This window comes from Bacillus sp. B.PNR1, assembly GCF_030386235.1.
Taxonomy (GTDB): Bacteria; Bacillota; Bacilli; order Bacillales; family Bacillaceae; genus Bacillus; species Bacillus stercoris.
Map to the genome: position 1 here is coordinate 710565 of NZ_JANYMN010000001.1, position 16792 is coordinate 727356.

The window sequence follows — 16792 nt, forward strand, 5'->3', positions numbered from 1 at the left end:
GATTGTTGAATGTCAATTCATTCAGATGTCCTTCATGTTCTGCTCAAAGATCCGTTTATTCAGAAACTGATTGATGCAGAGCCTGTATTCTGGGCAAATTCAGGCAAGAAAGAGAAGCGGCCATTACCCCATGCAGATGAGTGGGCAACCGAGATCGCGGAAGCGGAAGAAAGACTGCGGCGCTTTGCCCCTTATATTGCCGAGGTGTTTCCTGAGACGAAAGGAGCTAAAGGGATCATCGAGTCTCCGCTTTTTGAGATGCAGTATATGAAGGAAAAGCTGGAAGCGGCATATCAGCAGCCATTCCCGGGAAGATGGCTTTTAAAGTGCGACCACGAACTTCCGATTTCAGGATCGATTAAAGCGCGGGGCGGGATTTATGAAGTATTAAAGCATGCAGAAGATCTGGCGCTTCAAGAAGGAATACTTCAGGAAACCGATGATTACCGCATCTTACGGGAAGACCGGTTTGCCGCGTTTTTCTCCCGCTATTCGATTGCTGTCGGTTCAACAGGAAACCTGGGTTTAAGCATTGGCATCATTGGCGCGGCACTCGGGTTTCGCGTGACAGTGCATATGTCGGCCGATGCTAAGCAGTGGAAAAAGGATCTCCTCCGCCAAAAGGGTGTCACTGTTATGGAGTACGAAACAGATTACAGTGAAGCGGTGAACGAAGGGAGACGGCAGGCGGAACAAGATCCATTCTGTTATTTTATTGATGATGAACATTCTCGTCAGCTGTTCTTAGGATATGCTGTTGCTGCAAGCCGATTAAAAACACAGCTTGACAATATGAATATACAGCCAAGTCTCGAAACGCCCTTGCTTGTGTATCTGCCGTGCGGAGTCGGCGGAGGACCGGGTGGTGTAGCCTTTGGGCTGAAGCTTTTATACGGAGATCATGTTCACGTGTTTTTCGCAGAACCAACTCAGTCACCGTGTATGCTGTTAGGGCTTTATTCAGGACTTCACGAGCAGATCTCCGTCCAGGATATCGGTCTGGATAATCGGACGGCTGCTGACGGACTTGCCGTAGGGAGGCCGTCAGGATTTGTCGGCAAGCTGGTTGAACCGCTTCTGAACGGCTGTTATACGGTAGAGGACAATATGCTTTATACTTTGCTTCATATGCTGGCTGTATCTGAAAATCAATATTTAGAGCCATCTGCTCTTGCCGGCATGTTGGGGCCAGTTCAACTTTATTCGACAGAAGAGGGAAGGCGCTATAGTCAGAAATATAATATGGAGCATGCCGTACATATCGTCTGGGGAACGGGAGGAAGCATGGTTCCAAAAGAGGAAATGGCTGCGTATAACCGAATCGGTGCTGATTTGCTAAAAAACGAAATGAAAAAATAAGCAGACAGTGAAAAGGTTTTCCGTTACAATCTTTGTAAGGGTTTTAACCTACAGAGAGTCAGGTGTAAACAGTGAAAAATAAAGAGCTTAACTTACATACTTTATATACACAGCACAATCGAGAGTCTTGGTCTGGTTTTGGGGGACATTTGTCGATTGCTGTATCTGAAGAAGAGGCAAAAGCGGTGGAAGGGCTCAATGATTATCTATCTGTTGAAGAAGTGGAAACGATCTATATTCCGCTTGTTCGGCTGCTCCATTTGCATGTCAAGTCTGCTGCTGAACGCAATAAGCATGTCAATGTTTTTTTGAAGCACCCTCATTCAGCCAAAATCCCGTTTATTATCGGCATCGCCGGCAGTGTCGCAGTTGGAAAAAGCACGACGGCGCGGATCTTGCAGAAGCTGCTTTCGCGTTTGCCTGACCGTCCCAAAGTGAGCCTTATCACAACAGATGGTTTTTTATTTCCTACTGCTGAGCTCAAAAAGAAAAATATGATGTCAAGAAAAGGGTTTCCTGAAAGCTATGATGTAAAGGCGCTGCTCGAATTTTTGAATGACTTAAAATCAGGAAAGGACAGCGTAAAGGCCCCGGTGTATTCCCATCTAACCTATGACCGCGAGGAAGGTGTGTTCGAGGTTGTAGAGCAGGCGGATATTGTGATTATTGAGGGCATTAATGTGCTTCAGTCCCCCACCTTGGAGGATGACCGGGAAAACCCGCGTATTTTTGTTTCCGATTTCTTCGATTTTTCGATTTATGTGGATGCGGAGGAAAGCCGGATTTTCACTTGGTATTTGGAGCGTTTTCGTCTGCTTCGGGAAACTGCTTTTCAAAATCCTGATTCATATTTTCATAAATTTAAAGACTTGTCCGATCAGGAGGCTGACGAGATGGCAGCCTCGATTTGGGAGAGTGTTAACCGGCCGAATTTATATGAAAATATCCTGCCGACTAAATTCAGATCAGATCTCATTTTGCGTAAGGGAGACGGGCATAAGGTCGAGGAAGTGCTGGTAAGGAGGGTATGAAACTGTGCATCATCTGGAACTGTATGTCTCTGATTTGGAGACGTCAAGGCGGTTTTGGGGCTGGTTCTTAAAAGAACTTGGCTATAAAGAGTACCAAAAATGGAGCTCAGGCATCAGTTGGAAGAAAGATGGTTTTTACCTAGTAATTGTGCAGGCGAAAGAGCCTTTTCTAGAGCCGGAATACCATAGATGCCGAGTCGGTCTGAACCATCTCGCATTTCATGCTGAAACCAAGCAGCAAGTTGATCAGATGACCGAAAAATTAATAGCAAAAGGCTATCGTGTGTTGTACCGAGACAGACATCCTTTTGCCGGAGGAGACGGGCATTATGCAGTTTATTGTGAGGATCCGGACCGGATTAAGGTAGAGCTCGTTGCCCCAAGCTGTTAATCGTGATCTTTGGACAGGCTGTTTAGCTTTTTCTCAATGCGATCCAGCTGCGCTTTTCGGTTTTTCGCATACTTGAAGCCTGTAACAGCCGCAAAGATGACTGCGGCAAATAGGATAAATACAAACAGCTGAAACATCACATCGCCTATATTCATGTTCTTCACCTCATGTTTGCGGGAGAGATTCATTTTCTCCCGTTTATTATTTAAAGCTGCTTTTCCAGACGGGCACCGTGTTTTGTGGTTGCCGTTTTCATCTGCCGATAGGCGACCGCTAAAAATGGCAGTCCGAGCAGGGTAATGCCGCTCAGGACAGAAAAAATAAAAATTGGCCGGCCAGCGCCAAACAGGTCTATACATATCCCTCCGACCCAGGGGCCGATGACGTTTCCGAGCTGGGAAAAACCGATTGCCCCGAAATAAGTGCCTTTTAATCCTGGTTTTGCAATCTGGTCTACAAACAAATCCATCATAGAGAACAAAAGCACTTCGCCGATTGTAAAAGTGATGACAATCATCACAAGTGATGAAACACCGTGTGATACGGTGAAAATGGCCATGCTGATACTAACCATCACATTACCGAGTATCAGAGAGCAAAGCGGCGAAAAACGTTTTGCAAAATGGACAATGGGGAATTGCGTCGCCAACACAACGATTGCGTTTAATGTCAGCATCAGTCCGTACAGCTTCGTTCCATTGCCGATCAAGGGGTTCTGCGCCATATACTGAGGGAATGTGGAACTAAATTGTGAGTAGCCGAAGGTGCATAGCGTAATGCCAACCAAAGCAATTGTAAAAAGATAATCCTTTTGTGTGACCATAAACGCTTCCCTTACGCTCATATGTCGGGACTGGTCTGATGCTGATAAAGAAGGATGTTTTTTAAATTGGCTGGCAAGCACAAGTCCGTATAGTCCGTAAATGACTGCAGGCACCAAAAAGGGCGTGGTCGATTGCGATGAGCCGAAATACAGGCCTAGCACGGGTCCGAAGACAACGCCGATATTAATAGCTGCATAGCGTAAATTAAAAACAAGCAGTCTTGTTTTTTCTTCTGTCATATCAGACAGCAAAGCCTTTGAAGCGGGCTCAAACAGTGATTTGCAAAGGCCGTTTAATGCGTTGACTACAAAAAACACCCAGAGATGAGATGCTGCTGCAAACCCCATAAATACCAGCATCCATCCAAAAATGGACACAAGCATCATGTTTTTTCTGCCGAATTTATCGGAGATATATCCGCCGTAAAAGCTTGCGAGGATGCCGACTGAGGAGCTTGCGGCAATGACCAGCCCTGCATAGGAAGCTGATGCACCTTGGACGGCTGTCAAATAAATCGCTAAAAAAGGAATGCTCATCGATGTTGCCATTCTGCCAAAAATGGTTCCGATTATAATTGTCCAGCTGATCGGGTGGATATCTTTCCATTGCTTCATGAATTATATTCTCTCCTGTATGTAAGATCTTTCTCTATCATATATGAAAAAATTCCCTTATCCAATAGATGATTCAAAATATTTCGTTATTGACACGTCGTATGTCTGTGGATTGTATGGATGGCAATACATTATGTGTTGACGGCGTACATGGCTACTATTGAAATTGAGGGTGATGAGAAGGAAGATCACGATATATCCGATGAAAAGCAAAGCGATTGGTCAGGAGGGTGTCTGTTTGAAACAGTAAAGGAGTTTAAGCCGCCGGGATGCCGGAGCATATCGGCAGCAAAGCCGGATATGAGATCAAGAAGTACGCGGAAAACCGTCATGCCGCATGACAGAAGAGAGAGCGAATCTCTTCGGTTGAATCAAGGATGGCAATCGTGGACAGCTTATTCCGTTTTGAGCGAGCATTGAAGGGCTGTCGTATGGCTTTGAGACTGTTTCTTTGTTATATCAGGCGGTGTTTTCAAAGGGAAGCCGCATCAGCGGCTGAAAGTACTGGCAGTCATACGTTTAAGAGAACAGGCCTTGGTTTGTGACATAGTCATAAATGATATCTTCTATATGCGCATGCAAATCCTCATCTGGTTCTTCATTCCGTCTCTCTTCTAGAGCTGCTTTCAGGCTTTGTTTTTCATACGGGCTTAACGGATCTATAGCAACGTTTCTGCCGTATTGACGCAGTGCCTGTCCCATCATTTTTTCAACAAATTTCTCCATTATGACTCTCCTATCCTTATGCTTCGCTTTTATTCTACTAAATGTTTTTCTTCTCTCAAACCCTTGGATCATATTTTCTGTCAGACAAGAATCATTTACCAGTATAAAACGAACATACTTTCGCATATAATGAAAAACGAACATAAGTTCTTTTTAGAGGTGTGTATGATGAAAGAAAAAGTGATTTTTCTCGTTGACATGCAATCGTTTTATGCATCTGTAGAGAAAGCGGAAAATCCACATTTGAAAAATAAGCCCGTCATTGTTTCGGGGGATCCTGAAAAAAGGGGCGGAGTTGTACTGGCTGCCTGCCCGCTGGCGAAACAAAAAGGTGTGGTGAATGCTTCACGGCTGTTGGAGGCACAGGAAAAGTGTCCTGAGGCTGTTGTGCTCCGGCCGCGTATGCAGCGGTATATTGATGTATCACTGCAAATTACGGCTATTCTAGAGGAGTATACAGACCTTGTGGAGCCTTATTCCATCGATGAACAGTTCATGGACATTACAGGCAGCCAGAAGCTGTTTGGGACGCCGATGGAGATCGCGAAAAGCATTCAGGGCAGAATCATGCGGGAGATCGGCGTTTATGCGCGGGTTGGAATCGGCCCTAACAAAGCGCTGGCCAAAATTGCGTGTGACAATTTTGCCAAAAAGAATAAGAACGGTATTTTTACCTTAACGAAAGAAAATATAAAAACCGAAATGTGGCCGCTCCCGGTGGGCAGCATGTTTGGCGTCGGGAGCCGCATGAAGCATCATTTAAATCGAATGGGCATCAGCACGATCGGCGGGCTCGCGGCTTTTCCGCTCGATCTTTTAAAAAAGAAATGGGGCATTAACGGCCACGTGCTGTGGATGACGGCAAACGGAATTGACTATTCCCCTGTATCAACTTCATCTCTAGACGGGCAAAAGGCGATCGGCCATGGAATGACTCTCCCGAGAGACTACGAACACTTTGACAAAGAAATCAAGGTCGTATTGCTGGAGCTGAGTGAAGAAGTGTGCAGGCGAAGTCGAAACGCCGGGGTAATGGGGCAGACGGTGTCAGTGAGCTGCCGGGGTGCTGATTTTGATTGGCCGACGGGCTTCAATCGGCAAGTGAAGCTGGCGGAACCGACTAATTCTACGCAAGATGTATATGAGTCTGTATGCCGGCTGTTTCTTACATTTTGGGACGGGAAACCCGTCCGCCGCCTCGGTGTCAATCTGTCTCAGCTCTCATCTGATGACATATGGCAGCTCAATTTATTTCAGGATTATGCAAAGAAAATGAGCCTAGGCTATGTGATGGACGGCATTAAAAATCGATTCGGCGATACAGCAATCATCAGGGCGGCGTCATTGACAGCGGCAGGCCAGGCATTTGAACGTGCGGCTAAAATAGGGGGGCACTATAAATGAACGATCATTTAAAAAGGGGCAACCTGCTGTGGGAAGGAAGCAGGATGTTTCTGCCGGAACATAAGCAAAGCCTGCTGGAGAGAAAGCGGCATAAACAGAAGCTGCAAAAGCCGACCCTTGATCCCGATAAGCTGGAAGAGATGAATCAAACGCTTTGCACCGCGATGGAGTTTGCTCAGGATATCACTGTCAGCTGCTTTCAGGATGGTGAAATTGTCTGCTGCACCGGGAAAATCTGCCGGTATGAAGAGTTTGAAAAAGCAGTATGGATAAAAGGAGATGAGGAACAGCTTTATAAGCTGAAACTTGATCAAGTGCTTGATATTGTGCTGTAAAGTCTCTCCTCCTGCTTGGGGGAGAAATGTGTAAAATGATCAAATATTGTTCCCTCGGCAGTCTGGAAACGTATGATACAGGAAAGAAGGCATTTACAATTCCAGCCAGGCAAAATATAATTTTTATATTGTGAGAAAAAGAGCTGACATTCGTTTTGCCAGACGGAGGGAGATCAAATCGTAATGGATATTCGAACAATCACGTCTTCAGATTATGAAATGGTAACGTCTGTAATGAATGAATGGTGGGGCGGCAGACAGCTGAAAGAAAAATTGCCGAGACTATTTTTTGAGCATTTTCAGGACACAAGCTTTATTACATCTGAACATAACAGCATGACCGGATTTTTAATCGGATTTCAATCGCAATCGGATCCTGAAACGGCGTACATTCATTTTTCCGGTGTGCATCCGGATTTCAGAAAAATGCAAATTGGAAAACAATTATACGATGTATTTATTGAAACAGTAAAACAAAGAGGATGCACCCGGGTGAAGTGCGTCACTTCACCAGTGAATAAAGTATCAATCGCATATCACACAAAATTGGGGTTTGATATTGAAAAGGGCACCAAGACGGTAAATGGCATCTCAGTGTTTGCAAACTATGATGGCCCTGGCCAAGACAGGGTACTGTTTGTCAAAAACATATGAGGGGGAAATATGATGGATTTTTTATCAAAAACACCTGAGCCTCCTTACTATGCCGTCATTTTTTCTTCTGTCAAAAGCGAAACTGACACAGGATATGGAGAAACGGCAGAGCGGATGGTATTGCTTGCGGCGGATCAGCCTGGATTTTTAGGCGTGGAAAGCGTTCGTGAAGCGGATGGAAGGGGCATCACAGTTTCCTATTGGGACAGTATGAACGCAATTATCCTTTGGAAGCATCACACTGAACATCAAGCGGCAAAAGAAAAAGGAAAAAGTGTTTGGTACGAGTCGTATGCAGTCCGCGTCTCAAAAGTCGAAAGACAGCGGCTGTTTCAGGAGAACACGAATGATTGAATTTCTTCAGCATAAGGAAGACACAATAGCCCGTGAGATTATAGCCGTACAGATCCCATCTTACATAAAGGAAACAGAGATTATCGGTTTTGACGGCATTCCCGCTTTACAAGAGAAGGTGAAGGATATTCAAGCATCTCATGAACGGTTTGCGGGATACCGGAAAAACGGCAAGCTGATCGGTGTCATTTCATATGAAAAAAACATGCATCATCTCACCATTTGCAGGCTTGTTGTGCATCCTGACGGTTTTAGAAAAGGAATTGGACGAGCACTTCTGCAATTTGTCATTGATCAGAACGAAGACGCTGAGAAAATCGAAGTAGTCACAGCCGAGAAAAATATCCCGGCCGTGTCACTCTATACACAGGCGGGATTCCAAAAAGCAGAAACCGTCAAAGCAGCGCAGGGTCTATTGCTGTCGGTCTTTTATTTGTATCCGAAAAGAAAAGTTGAGGTCGTTCCCTACAACGAAAAATGGACGAAAGGTTTCGATGAAGAAAAAGAACGGCTGAAGCGGGTGTTCGGGCCGGAGATGATCGCCGTTCATCATATCGGAAGCACATCGATACCGAACATGGCAGCGAAGCCAATCATTGATATGTTAATTGAAGTCAGGAGCATTGAGGCCGTGAGCCAATTTGATGAACAAATGAAGGCTATCGGCTATATGCCAAAAGGTGAGAACGGCATAGCGGGCAGGCGTTATTTCCAAAAGGGCGGAAATAAACGAACCCATCATGTCCATCTGTACGAACAGGGAAACCCTGCTATTGAAAGGCATCTGTTATTCAGAGATTATCTCAGAGCTCATCCGAGCATAGCAAAAGAATACGCCGTTCTCAAAAAACGGCTGGCGGCCCAGCATCCCGACAGCATCAAACAGTACATGCAAGGGAAAGATGAATGGATCAAGACTGCAGAAGAAAATGCGAAGCGGTGGAAAAAAGGCAGAAACCATGCGAATGGCAGTGTTGTATGCTACAATAGCGAAAATGATGAAAACGGGGGTTTCACCTTATGAACATACATGTGACAGATGCAGCGAAACAGGCACTGCAGCAGGCGTTCGACGCCAACCCGGGAAAAAAAGCCCAGCTTCGTTACGATGCAGAAGGATGCGGCTGCGCGGTAAGCGGTGTACCGACAATCTGGCTGACAGAAGAATTAACGGGACAGTGCGAGCAGTTGGAAACGAACGGCATTCCGCTGTATATCCAATCGTCGCAAAAAGTGTTTTTTGACGATCAAATGACGATCGATTACAATGAAAAAGCCAAAACATTGGCGCTGAAAAGCCCGGCTGAAATGCTCAGCCCCAGAATGAGCATATTAGTAAAGTAGGAGACGCGAAACGTGGAACAAAAGCTGAAAGCAATGAAGAACACAGCACAAAATAAAACGTGGGTATCCTTCCTGAATCAAAACCATCCCTATACCTTGCTTCACTGGTCAATTGGAGGAGCAGAATCCGTCAAGAAAGATGTTTGGCTATTGCAGGATGAAATGACCTTCGAGACGCAGGAGTTTACAACGATAGACCTTGCGATTGAATGGATCAGAGAACATATGGATGATATTACCGACGTTTTGTGAAATAAAAAAGCGAAAGAGCCGACGAGGCCTTTCGCTTTTTTATTATGTTGAGACCTTCATTTTGTCTAAAAACTCCTGCACCGTTTTTCGGTACGTGTCCCGGTTTTTGGTGTATGACATGGCATGTTCACCGTTCTCGGCGATATACAGCGCTTTCGGTCCGGTTTTCTTTTCGTAAAGCCGCTCGGTTGAAGAAACAGGAATGTAATCATCATCCTGACTGTGAATAAAGAGGACCGGCTTTTCGATTTGATCAATGACAGCAAGCGGAGATACTTCGCGAGCGCGATAGCCGCCCCTCAGCTTCAAAAAGAAGTCGGCGATAGGGAGCAGGGGCCAAGACGGGAGCCTGTATTCCGTTTTCAGCAGATAGGCAAGCTGTTCATCAAAACATGCGAACGGACAATCGGCAATATAAAAATCAGCGCCATCTTCACAGTGTGCGCCAGCGTAAAGCAGAGCGGTCACAGCTCCCATCGATTCACCGTGAATTCCGATCAATCCGCGATGATTTGTTTTGTTTTTGAGCCAGCTGACAACCTCATTGAGATCATCTTTTTCATAAAACCCGTAGCTGGTCGTCTTTCCGCCGCTTTGGCCATGCCGGCGGTGATCATAAATAAGTACATTCCAGCCGAGATCAAGAAATAAATGCATATACTTAAGAGAATTCAGCACATTCATCGTTACTCCGTGGCAGATGATGATGGTGTTTTGAGTGTCATGCGGTGCGACATGGTATCCCTTTATGGTATACCCGTAAGCGGATGGAATCTCAAAAGCGGTTTTCTCCATTTGTTCAAATGATTCGAACACATCATGTCCGTCGTCTTTCTCTCTTTTGATAATGTCTTCGTCCGTTTTTTTCTTGATGAATAGAATCATGTTCGAAAAAACAATTCCGATCGCGATGACAGCAGTTAAGAGAGCGCCAATGGCCAAAAGGATTTTCTTCAAAAGACACAGCACCTTTCAACGAAATATATAGGTCATTCGTGTGTAAGATCATTATACCTAAACACTGCTGCGCTGAGAAAGTTATCAGAAGAGAGTTTGCTTGTTCAGCTTATATGCTCCGTGATAAACTGGCTTCAAAACAAAACATGGGGGAAGTCTGCATGAAAAAACAAAAATCAGCTGACAAACACCAGCTAAAAGACGGCCTTCAATCCGATATCAAAGCAAAGCTTATGGAGATGAAGAGCCAATTGAAGGAAGAGGATGAAAAGAGGCAGGAAAGAGAAAAAGCAGAACAGATCAGAAAGAAAAAAGAGATCGAAAAAAATAAAAGTTTTGAACAACTCCTAAATGAAAGCCAAATGGATTGGCATCGATATAAATAAATCGGCCACCTATACAGAGGCTGGTTTCAAGCGTGTCGACAAACACTTGTGTACCTTGTCAAGCCTGTGAGTCGGCAGCTTCAATGCATGCCTTTTCTAACGTGCATGGTTTTCAATCGCGGTCAACAAAATGAAATCAGCACCCTTAGGGTGCTGATTTTTCTATTAAGAGCGGTGGGCTTCATAAACGTCTTGTTTCGTATGAGATTGAAGCGCTTTGATTTCCTCTTCTGTTAAACGCCGAGCGTTTGCTGCCTGAATGTTTTCTCGTAACTGCTCAACCTTACTGGCGCCTGTAATCACTGAAGCGACAGCTGGCTGTGCTAACAGATACTGCAGCGACTTTTCTGTCATTGAAAGGTCGGGAGCCACTTCCTCCATTTCCTTGCGGGCATTTGTCAGTTCCTCAAATGAATAGGACAAGTACCCGTTTTGTTTCATGCTGTCTGCCGCTTGATCAAGGGGTCTTTCGGTTAAGAGCCCTTTGGCAACAGGGCCTCTGGCGACTACGCTGATTTGATGCTCCTCTAAAAGCGGGAGCCATTCCTCAGGGCGTCTGTCAAACAAGCTGAATTGCATCATGATGCTGACGATGTTTGATTTCTTTACATATTCTTTTATCACATTCGGGCGGATGGAAGAAATGCCATAGTAGCGGATGACACCTTCTTGTTTTAATTCCTCAAACGCCTCGATCGTTTCATCAATGTTATCCTCTATCGTGCCGCCGTGTAGCTGATAAAGGTCGATATAATCAGTTTTCAGCCGTGTAAGGCTCTTTTTTACCGCTTCTTTTATGTAAGCTTTTGAAGGGTCCCAATACCAGCCCTCGCTCCCGTCATCCCAACGGTTTCCCGCTTTTGTTGCCAGAATAATATCTTGGCGTCTGTTTTGGATCGCATCACCGACGATTTCTTCGTTGCGTCCCCGGTCATACAAATCCGCTGTGTCCAAATAGTTGATGCCGAGCTCGATCGCTTCATCCAAAATGGACAATGCTTTGTTTTTTTCAGTTCCAAGAGACATACAGCCGAGTCCGACTTCGCTTATTTCTAAATCAGATGTACCCAGTTTGCGCTTTCTCATGTGCACACTCCTTTTTTTAGGCTTTGTATTGACCGTAATATAAAGGAGCCAAAGTTTCAACTTTTACGGCTTTGAGACCCATTCTTTTACATATTGAAATGTGTGTCCATACTCTTTTAACTTTGCCCGAATTTCCCATGCTTTTCCGACTAAGACAACACCTTTTGGCATGCGGTACACTTTCACGAAAAGGCCTCCTTTTCTCTAGTATGATAAAATGTATGGGGCATCATATAGAGACAGAACGGGAGATGAAGAAATGAAATCATTAGAAGAAAAAACAATTGCCAAAGAACAGATCTTTTCAGGTAAAGTTATTGATCTATTTGTCGAGGATGTAGAGCTGCCAAACGGCAAAACGAGTAAACGTGAAATTGTGAAACACCCTGGAGCAGTAGCGGTATTAGCCGTCACAGATGAAGGGAACATTATCTTGGTCAAACAATTCCGTAAGCCGCTTGAGCGGACAATCGTTGAAATTCCAGCCGGAAAGCTTGAAAAAGGTGAGGAGCCGGAGTATACGGCACTTCGGGAACTTGAGGAGGAAACCGGCTATACAGCAAAAAAACTGACAAAAATAACTGCGTTTTATACCTCTCCCGGCTTTGCTGATGAAATCGTTCACGTATTTCTTGCTGAGGAGCTTTCTGTACTCGATGAAAAACGGGAGCTTGATGAGGACGAGTTTGTTGAAGTGATGGAGGTGACGCTTGAAGATGCGCTAAAGCTGGTTGAATCGCGTGAAGTATATGATGCTAAAACTGCCTATGCGATTCAATATCTTCAGCTGAAAGAAGCGCTCCAAGCACAAAAATGAAAAAGATTTACGCGGATTTGCACATTCATATCGGCCGGACCTTTACAGGAAGGGCTGTCAAAATAACAGGCGCCAAAACATTAACGCTGGACCGAATTTTGGTTGAAGCCAGTGAACATAAAGGAATTGAACTCCTCGGTATTATTGACTGTCATTCTCCGGAAGTCATTCTAGAGCTTGAGAAAGGCATTTCATCTGGAAAATATCGCGAGCTTGACGGGGGAGGAATCCGTTATCGCAGTACGACTCTTTTATTGGGGAGCGAGCTGGAGATTTATGATGAAGACTGCAGCGGGCCGATCCATGTGCTTGTATTTATGCCGAAGCTGGCTGATATGAAGCAGTTTTCAAACTGGCTTTCAGCCAGGCTGAAGAATATTCATTTAAGCTCACAGCGGATATATGAAACGGGCTTAAACCTGCAACAAAAAGTCAAGGAAATGGGCGGTCTTTTTATCCCCGCCCATATCTTTACACCGCATAAAAGCTTATATGGAAAAGGGGTTAAATCAAGCTTAACTGAGGTTTTTGATCCGTCAATGATAGATGCGGTGGAGCTTGGATTAAGCTGTGATACAGACATGGCTTCACACATATCTGAATTGAATCCGTATCCTTTTTTAACAAATTCTGATGCGCATTCGTTGGGGAAAATCGGCAGAGAATATAATGAACTATATGTGCAATCAGCTGATTTTACTGAGTTTGCTCTTGCATTAAAAGGGCAAGATGAAAGGAAAATGATCGCAAATTACGGCTTGGACCCGTTATTGGGGAAATATTATCAGACGGCTTGCGAAGCGTGCGGAGAACCTGCAGTGAGCGGGGAAAAATCGTGCGCGAATTGCGGCAATGCCAGATTTACCAAGGGAGTCAGCGAAAGATTGCGTGAATTGAGTGATCAGCCTGAAGTTCGCGTCCCGCGTCCGCGGTATGTACATCAGATCCCCCTGCAATTTGTTCCGGGTGTAGGCCCGAAAACGCTGGACAAGCTAAAAAAAGCCTTCGGAACAGAAATGGCTGTTCTTCATGAGGCTGCAGAAGAAGATTTGGCTCGCGTTGTCCCGCCAAAAACCGCGGCGCTTATTGTAAAAGCGAGATCCGGAAAACTGGAATTGAAAGCCGGAGGAGGAGGAACCTACGGTAAAATTAAACCGTGAGTTAAAGATTAACTCAGTTCCTCCTGTACTTTTCTTTTTGTCCGTATAAAGGTAATCAGCTGGATGATTTCATCTTCACTCAGCGGCTTGCCATCAACAGAAATGGTAAAGTCAAGGCTGCTCCACGTGGCCAATTCAATGGTCTGGGGAGCAGTCTGCTTTTGTTTCTCACGGCCTAAAAGTTCATCGCAGGTTGTGTCAAAGAGGTCAGCAAGCATGGCAAGTGCCTCAAGAGAAGGCCGTCGGTAGCCTGACTCGTAGCCGGCATATGTGCTTTTTGCGATGCCTAGAAGGTCAGCTGTATATTGAAGTGACCAATTTTTCTTTTTTCTCAATTCAGTTAAACGATCTAGATTCATGAACTTCCGCTCCTTTTTCACCTTGAGCTGATTATATCATATAGGTATTAGGAAGTGTACGCGAATTGAATAATAATGTCTTGCGTATTTTATTTTCCGTGTCTATAATTGCATTAAAAGTATGCGAAAAGCGAATACCTTCTCGCAACCCATCTTTAGATACAGTGAAGAGGTGCATGGTATGAAAAAATTATTGATGTTGACAACTGGGGGAACGATTGCTTCAGTTGAAGGGGAAAATGGGCTGGCTCCCGCGGTCAAGGCTGATGAATTACTAAGTTACGTATCAAAACTTGATAACGATTACACGATGGAAACTCAGTCGCTTATGAATATAGACAGCACCAATATGCAGCCTGAATACTGGGTGGAAATAGCCGAAGCCGTTAAGGAAAATTATGATGCCTATGACGGGTTTGTTATTACTCACGGTACAGATACAATGGCCTATACATCTGCCGCACTATCATATATGCTGCAGCATGCCAAAAAGCCAATCGTCATCACCGGCTCGCAGATTCCGATCACGTTCCAAAAAACCGATGCCAAAAAAAATATTACAGATGCCATTCGCTTTGCCTGTGAAGGCGTGGGCGGCGTTTACGTTGTATTTGACGGCAGAGTCATTCAAGGAACGCGTGCGATCAAATTAAGAACGAAAAGCTACGACGCATTTGAAAGCATCAATTACCCATATATCGCTTTTATCAATGAAGACGGGATCGAATACAACAAACAAGTAACGGAACCTGAGAACGAAACCTTTGCAGTTGATACTTCACTTTGCACAGATGTATGTCTGCTGAAGCTGCATCCAGGCTTAAAGCCCGAAATGCTTGATGCCCTGAAAAGCATGTACAAAGGGATTGTCATTGAAAGTTATGGCAGCGGAGGGGTGCCGTTTGAAGGCAGAGACATTTTGTCAAAAGTGAATGAGCTGATTGAAAGCGGCATTGTCGTCGTCATTACAACTCAATGTCTGGAAGAAGGCGAAGACATGAGCATTTACGAGGTAGGCCGCAGAGTCAACCAAGACTTAATTATCCGATCAAGAAATATGAACACAGAAGCCATTGTGCCAAAATTGATGTGGGCACTAGGTCAGTCTTCGGATCTTCCTGTCGTCAAGAGAATTATGGAAACGCCGATAGCTGATGACGTTGTCCTGTAAAATGTAAAAACGATAACCAGCAAAGAGAAAGAAGGTTAAAGATTATGTTAAACGGCCAAAAAGAATATCGCGTGGAAAAAGACTTCCTTGGGGAAAAACAAATTGAGGCAGATGTTTATTACGGAATTCAGACGCTCCGTGCTTCTGAAAATTTCCCGATTACGGGATACAAAATCCATGAAGAAATGATTAACGCACTGGCGATAGTAAAAAAAGCCGCGGCTCTTGCCAACATGGACGTGAAACGGCTGTATGAAGGAATTGGCCAAGCTATCGTACAAGCCGCTGATGAGATTCTGGAAGGCAAGTGGCACGATCAGTTTATCGTCGATCCGATTCAGGGCGGTGCCGGAACTTCTATGAACATGAATGCGAATGAGGTTATCGGAAACCGGGCTCTTGAAATCATGGGACATAAAAAGGGAGATTATATCCATTTAAGCCCAAACACACATGTGAATATGTCACAGTCTACAAACGATGTGTTCCCGACTGCGATTCATATTTCCACATTGAATCTCTTGGAAAAACTGCTGAAAACAATGGAAGACATGCATAGTGTGTTTAAGCAAAAAGCACAGGAGTTTGATTCTGTTATTAAAATGGGCCGGACACACCTTCAAGATGCGGTTCCAATTCGTCTTGGCCAGGAATTCGAAGCGTACAGCCGTGTTCTGGAGCGTGATATTAAACGAATCAAACAATCGCGCCAGCACCTGTATGAAGTCAACATGGGCGCAACTGCTGTTGGTACAGGGCTAAACGCTGATCCTGAATATATTAAACAGGTAGTAAAGCACCTTGCTGATATCAGCGGTCTTCCTCTTGTCGGCGCTGATCATCTTGTTGATGCAACACAAAATACAGATGCGTATACAGAGGTATCAGCTTCATTAAAAGTCTGCATGATGAACATGTCGAAGATCGCAAACGACCTGCGCTTAATGGCGTCAGGACCGCGCGCGGGCCTTGCGGAAATTTCTCTGCCTGCACGTCAGCCGGGGTCATCCATTATGCCGGGAAAAGTCAATCCGGTTATGGCGGAGCTGATCAACCAAATTGCGTTCCAGGTTATTGGAAACGACAATACAATCTGCCTTGCTTCAGAAGCAGGACAGCTTGAATTAAACGTCATGGAGCCCGTGCTTGTCTTTAATTTGCTTCAATCTATCAGCATCATGAACAACGGCTTCCGCTCGTTCACTGATAATTGCTTAAAAGGCATCGAAGCCAACGAAAAGCGCTTGAAGCAATACGTAGAAAAAAGTGCAGGAGTCATCACTGCAGTCAATCCGCATCTTGGGTATGAAGCGGCAGCTAGAATTGCCCGGGAAGCAATTATGACAGGGCAATCTGTCCGCGATCTTTGCCTGCAGCATGATGTGCTGACAGAAGAAGAATTGGATATCATTTTAAACCCATATGAAATGACAAAACCAGGTATCGCTGGGAAAGAACTATTAGAAAAATAAAATTTGAACAAAAAACAGCTTATTCATCTCGGGATATTCCGATGAATAAGCTGTTTACAACATAGGGATGAGGAAGTATAGTATACGTGTTGCACT

Annotated in this window: 23 protein-coding genes; 16 read left to right on the forward strand and 7 right to left on the reverse strand. The window is 44.7% G+C overall.

Annotation, left to right across the window (positions count from 1 at the left end):
- The first annotated feature begins 9 nt into the window (after positions 1 to 9).
- The 3 genes from dsdA to NZD81_RS03920 all read left to right on the forward strand — a co-directional run bounded on the left by dsdA (position 10) and on the right by NZD81_RS03920 (position 2781).
- Entirely contained in the window at positions 10 to 1359 is a 1350-nt protein-coding gene (dsdA, locus tag NZD81_RS03910) for a D-serine ammonia-lyase (RefSeq protein WP_282372583.1), read from the forward strand.
- A gap of 71 nt (positions 1360 to 1430) precedes the next feature.
- Entirely contained in the window at positions 1431 to 2390 is a 960-nt protein-coding gene (coaA, locus tag NZD81_RS03915; RefSeq protein WP_003245966.1) for a type I pantothenate kinase, read from the forward strand.
- A 4-nt stretch (positions 2391 to 2394) separates the two neighbouring features.
- Positions 2395 to 2781 (forward strand): VOC family protein, encoded by a 387-nt coding sequence (locus NZD81_RS03920; RefSeq protein ID WP_172640350.1) that lies wholly within the window; start codon positions 2395 to 2397, stop codon positions 2779 to 2781.
- On the opposite strand, the gene NZD81_RS03925 is transcribed toward NZD81_RS03920, so the two are convergent.
- Entirely contained in the window at positions 2778 to 2936 is a 159-nt protein-coding gene (locus NZD81_RS03925; RefSeq protein ID WP_041521369.1) for a hypothetical protein, read from the reverse strand. The genes NZD81_RS03920 and NZD81_RS03925 overlap by 4 nt on opposite strands.
- Before the next feature lie 50 nt (positions 2937 to 2986).
- Positions 2987 to 4219: an MDR family MFS transporter gene (locus NZD81_RS03930; RefSeq protein WP_282372582.1), complete on the reverse strand. Its 1233-nt coding sequence runs from the start codon at positions 4217 to 4219 to the stop codon at positions 2987 to 2989.
- Between the two features lie 120 nt (positions 4220 to 4339).
- Here NZD81_RS03930 and NZD81_RS03935 point away from each other — a divergent pair, with 120 nt between their 5' ends.
- Positions 4340 to 4639, forward strand: a complete 300-nt coding sequence (locus NZD81_RS03935; protein WP_282372581.1) for a hypothetical protein — start codon at positions 4340 to 4342, stop codon at positions 4637 to 4639.
- Between the two features lie 99 nt (positions 4640 to 4738).
- On the opposite strand, the gene NZD81_RS03940 is transcribed toward NZD81_RS03935, so the two are convergent.
- Positions 4739 to 4945 (reverse strand): YqzH family protein, encoded by a 207-nt coding sequence (locus NZD81_RS03940; RefSeq protein WP_003226541.1) that lies wholly within the window; start codon positions 4943 to 4945, stop codon positions 4739 to 4741.
- Positions 4946 to 5110: 165 nt separating this feature from the next.
- Between NZD81_RS03940 and NZD81_RS03945 the strand changes: the two genes are divergently transcribed.
- The 7 genes from NZD81_RS03945 (at position 5111) to NZD81_RS03975 (ending at position 9288) form a co-directional block, all read left to right on the forward strand.
- Positions 5111 to 6349, forward strand: coding sequence for a DNA polymerase IV (locus tag NZD81_RS03945; RefSeq protein ID WP_282372578.1), 1239 nt, complete (start codon positions 5111 to 5113; stop codon positions 6347 to 6349).
- A complete protein-coding gene (locus NZD81_RS03950) occupies positions 6346 to 6684 on the forward strand; it encodes a YolD-like family protein (RefSeq protein ID WP_136654184.1) in 339 nt (112 codons plus the stop codon). The genes NZD81_RS03945 and NZD81_RS03950 overlap by 4 nt, the downstream gene beginning before the upstream one ends.
- Before the next feature lie 183 nt (positions 6685 to 6867).
- Positions 6868 to 7338: a GNAT family N-acetyltransferase gene (locus NZD81_RS03955; RefSeq protein WP_040082714.1), complete on the forward strand. Its 471-nt coding sequence runs from the start codon at positions 6868 to 6870 to the stop codon at positions 7336 to 7338.
- 9 nt (positions 7339 to 7347) lie between these two features.
- Positions 7348 to 7692 (forward strand): antibiotic biosynthesis monooxygenase family protein, encoded by a 345-nt coding sequence (locus NZD81_RS03960; RefSeq protein ID WP_069149822.1) that lies wholly within the window; start codon positions 7348 to 7350, stop codon positions 7690 to 7692.
- Complete coding sequence (locus NZD81_RS03965) at positions 7685 to 8716, forward strand: bifunctional GNAT family N-acetyltransferase/GrpB family protein (RefSeq protein ID WP_136654183.1); 1032 nt, start codon at positions 7685 to 7687, stop codon at positions 8714 to 8716. The genes NZD81_RS03960 and NZD81_RS03965 overlap by 8 nt, the downstream gene beginning before the upstream one ends.
- Positions 8713 to 9036 (forward strand): iron-sulfur cluster biosynthesis family protein, encoded by a 324-nt coding sequence (locus NZD81_RS03970; protein WP_014664499.1) that lies wholly within the window; start codon positions 8713 to 8715, stop codon positions 9034 to 9036. Before NZD81_RS03965 ends, NZD81_RS03970 begins: the two co-directional genes overlap by 4 nt.
- A gap of 12 nt (positions 9037 to 9048) precedes the next feature.
- Complete coding sequence (locus tag NZD81_RS03975; protein ID WP_014664498.1) at positions 9049 to 9288, forward strand: YqkC family protein; 240 nt, start codon at positions 9049 to 9051, stop codon at positions 9286 to 9288.
- A 42-nt stretch (positions 9289 to 9330) separates the two neighbouring features.
- Here the strand turns inward: NZD81_RS03975 and NZD81_RS03980 are convergent, their stop codons facing one another.
- Positions 9331 to 10245 (reverse strand): alpha/beta hydrolase, encoded by a 915-nt coding sequence (locus tag NZD81_RS03980; protein ID WP_095431487.1) that lies wholly within the window; start codon positions 10243 to 10245, stop codon positions 9331 to 9333.
- Between the two features lie 161 nt (positions 10246 to 10406).
- Between NZD81_RS03980 and NZD81_RS03985 the strand changes: the two genes are divergently transcribed.
- Positions 10407 to 10631 carry a YqkE family protein gene (locus tag NZD81_RS03985; protein ID WP_014664496.1) on the forward strand — a complete coding sequence of 75 codons (225 nt, stop codon included), beginning with the start codon at positions 10407 to 10409 and terminating at the stop codon, positions 10629 to 10631.
- A gap of 165 nt (positions 10632 to 10796) precedes the next feature.
- Here NZD81_RS03985 and NZD81_RS03990 read toward each other — a convergent pair whose 3' ends face one another.
- Together NZD81_RS03990 and mciZ are read right to left on the reverse strand one after the other, a co-directional pair.
- A complete protein-coding gene (locus NZD81_RS03990; protein WP_136654182.1) occupies positions 10797 to 11717 on the reverse strand; it encodes an aldo/keto reductase in 921 nt (306 codons plus the stop codon).
- A gap of 63 nt (positions 11718 to 11780) precedes the next feature.
- The gene (mciZ, locus tag NZD81_RS03995) at positions 11781 to 11903 is read right to left on the reverse strand and encodes a Z-ring formation inhibitor MciZ (protein ID WP_069149817.1); all 123 of its coding nucleotides are present in this window, start codon (positions 11901 to 11903) and stop codon (positions 11781 to 11783) included.
- A gap of 73 nt (positions 11904 to 11976) precedes the next feature.
- On the opposite strand from mciZ, the gene nudF reads away from it, so the two are divergent.
- Together nudF and NZD81_RS04005 are read left to right on the forward strand one after the other, a co-directional pair.
- A complete protein-coding gene (gene nudF / locus NZD81_RS04000) occupies positions 11977 to 12534 on the forward strand; it encodes an ADP-ribose pyrophosphatase (RefSeq protein WP_136654181.1) in 558 nt (185 codons plus the stop codon).
- Positions 12531 to 13694: a TIGR00375 family protein gene (locus tag NZD81_RS04005; RefSeq protein WP_282372568.1), complete on the forward strand. Its 1164-nt coding sequence runs from the start codon at positions 12531 to 12533 to the stop codon at positions 13692 to 13694. The genes nudF and NZD81_RS04005 overlap by 4 nt, the downstream gene beginning before the upstream one ends.
- Before the next feature lie 8 nt (positions 13695 to 13702).
- Here NZD81_RS04005 and ansR read toward each other — a convergent pair whose 3' ends face one another.
- Positions 13703 to 14053, reverse strand: a complete 351-nt coding sequence (gene ansR / locus NZD81_RS04010; RefSeq protein ID WP_014664491.1) for an HTH-type transcriptional regulator AnsR — start codon at positions 14051 to 14053, stop codon at positions 13703 to 13705.
- Positions 14054 to 14234: 181 nt separating this feature from the next.
- Between ansR and ansA the strand changes: the two genes are divergently transcribed.
- Positions 14235 to 15224: an asparaginase gene (ansA, locus tag NZD81_RS04015; protein WP_282372567.1), complete on the forward strand. Its 990-nt coding sequence runs from the start codon at positions 14235 to 14237 to the stop codon at positions 15222 to 15224.
- A gap of 44 nt (positions 15225 to 15268) precedes the next feature.
- Complete coding sequence (gene aspA, locus NZD81_RS04020) at positions 15269 to 16696, forward strand: aspartate ammonia-lyase (protein ID WP_014664489.1); 1428 nt, start codon at positions 15269 to 15271, stop codon at positions 16694 to 16696.
- Positions 16697 to 16792: the final 96 nt, after the last annotated feature.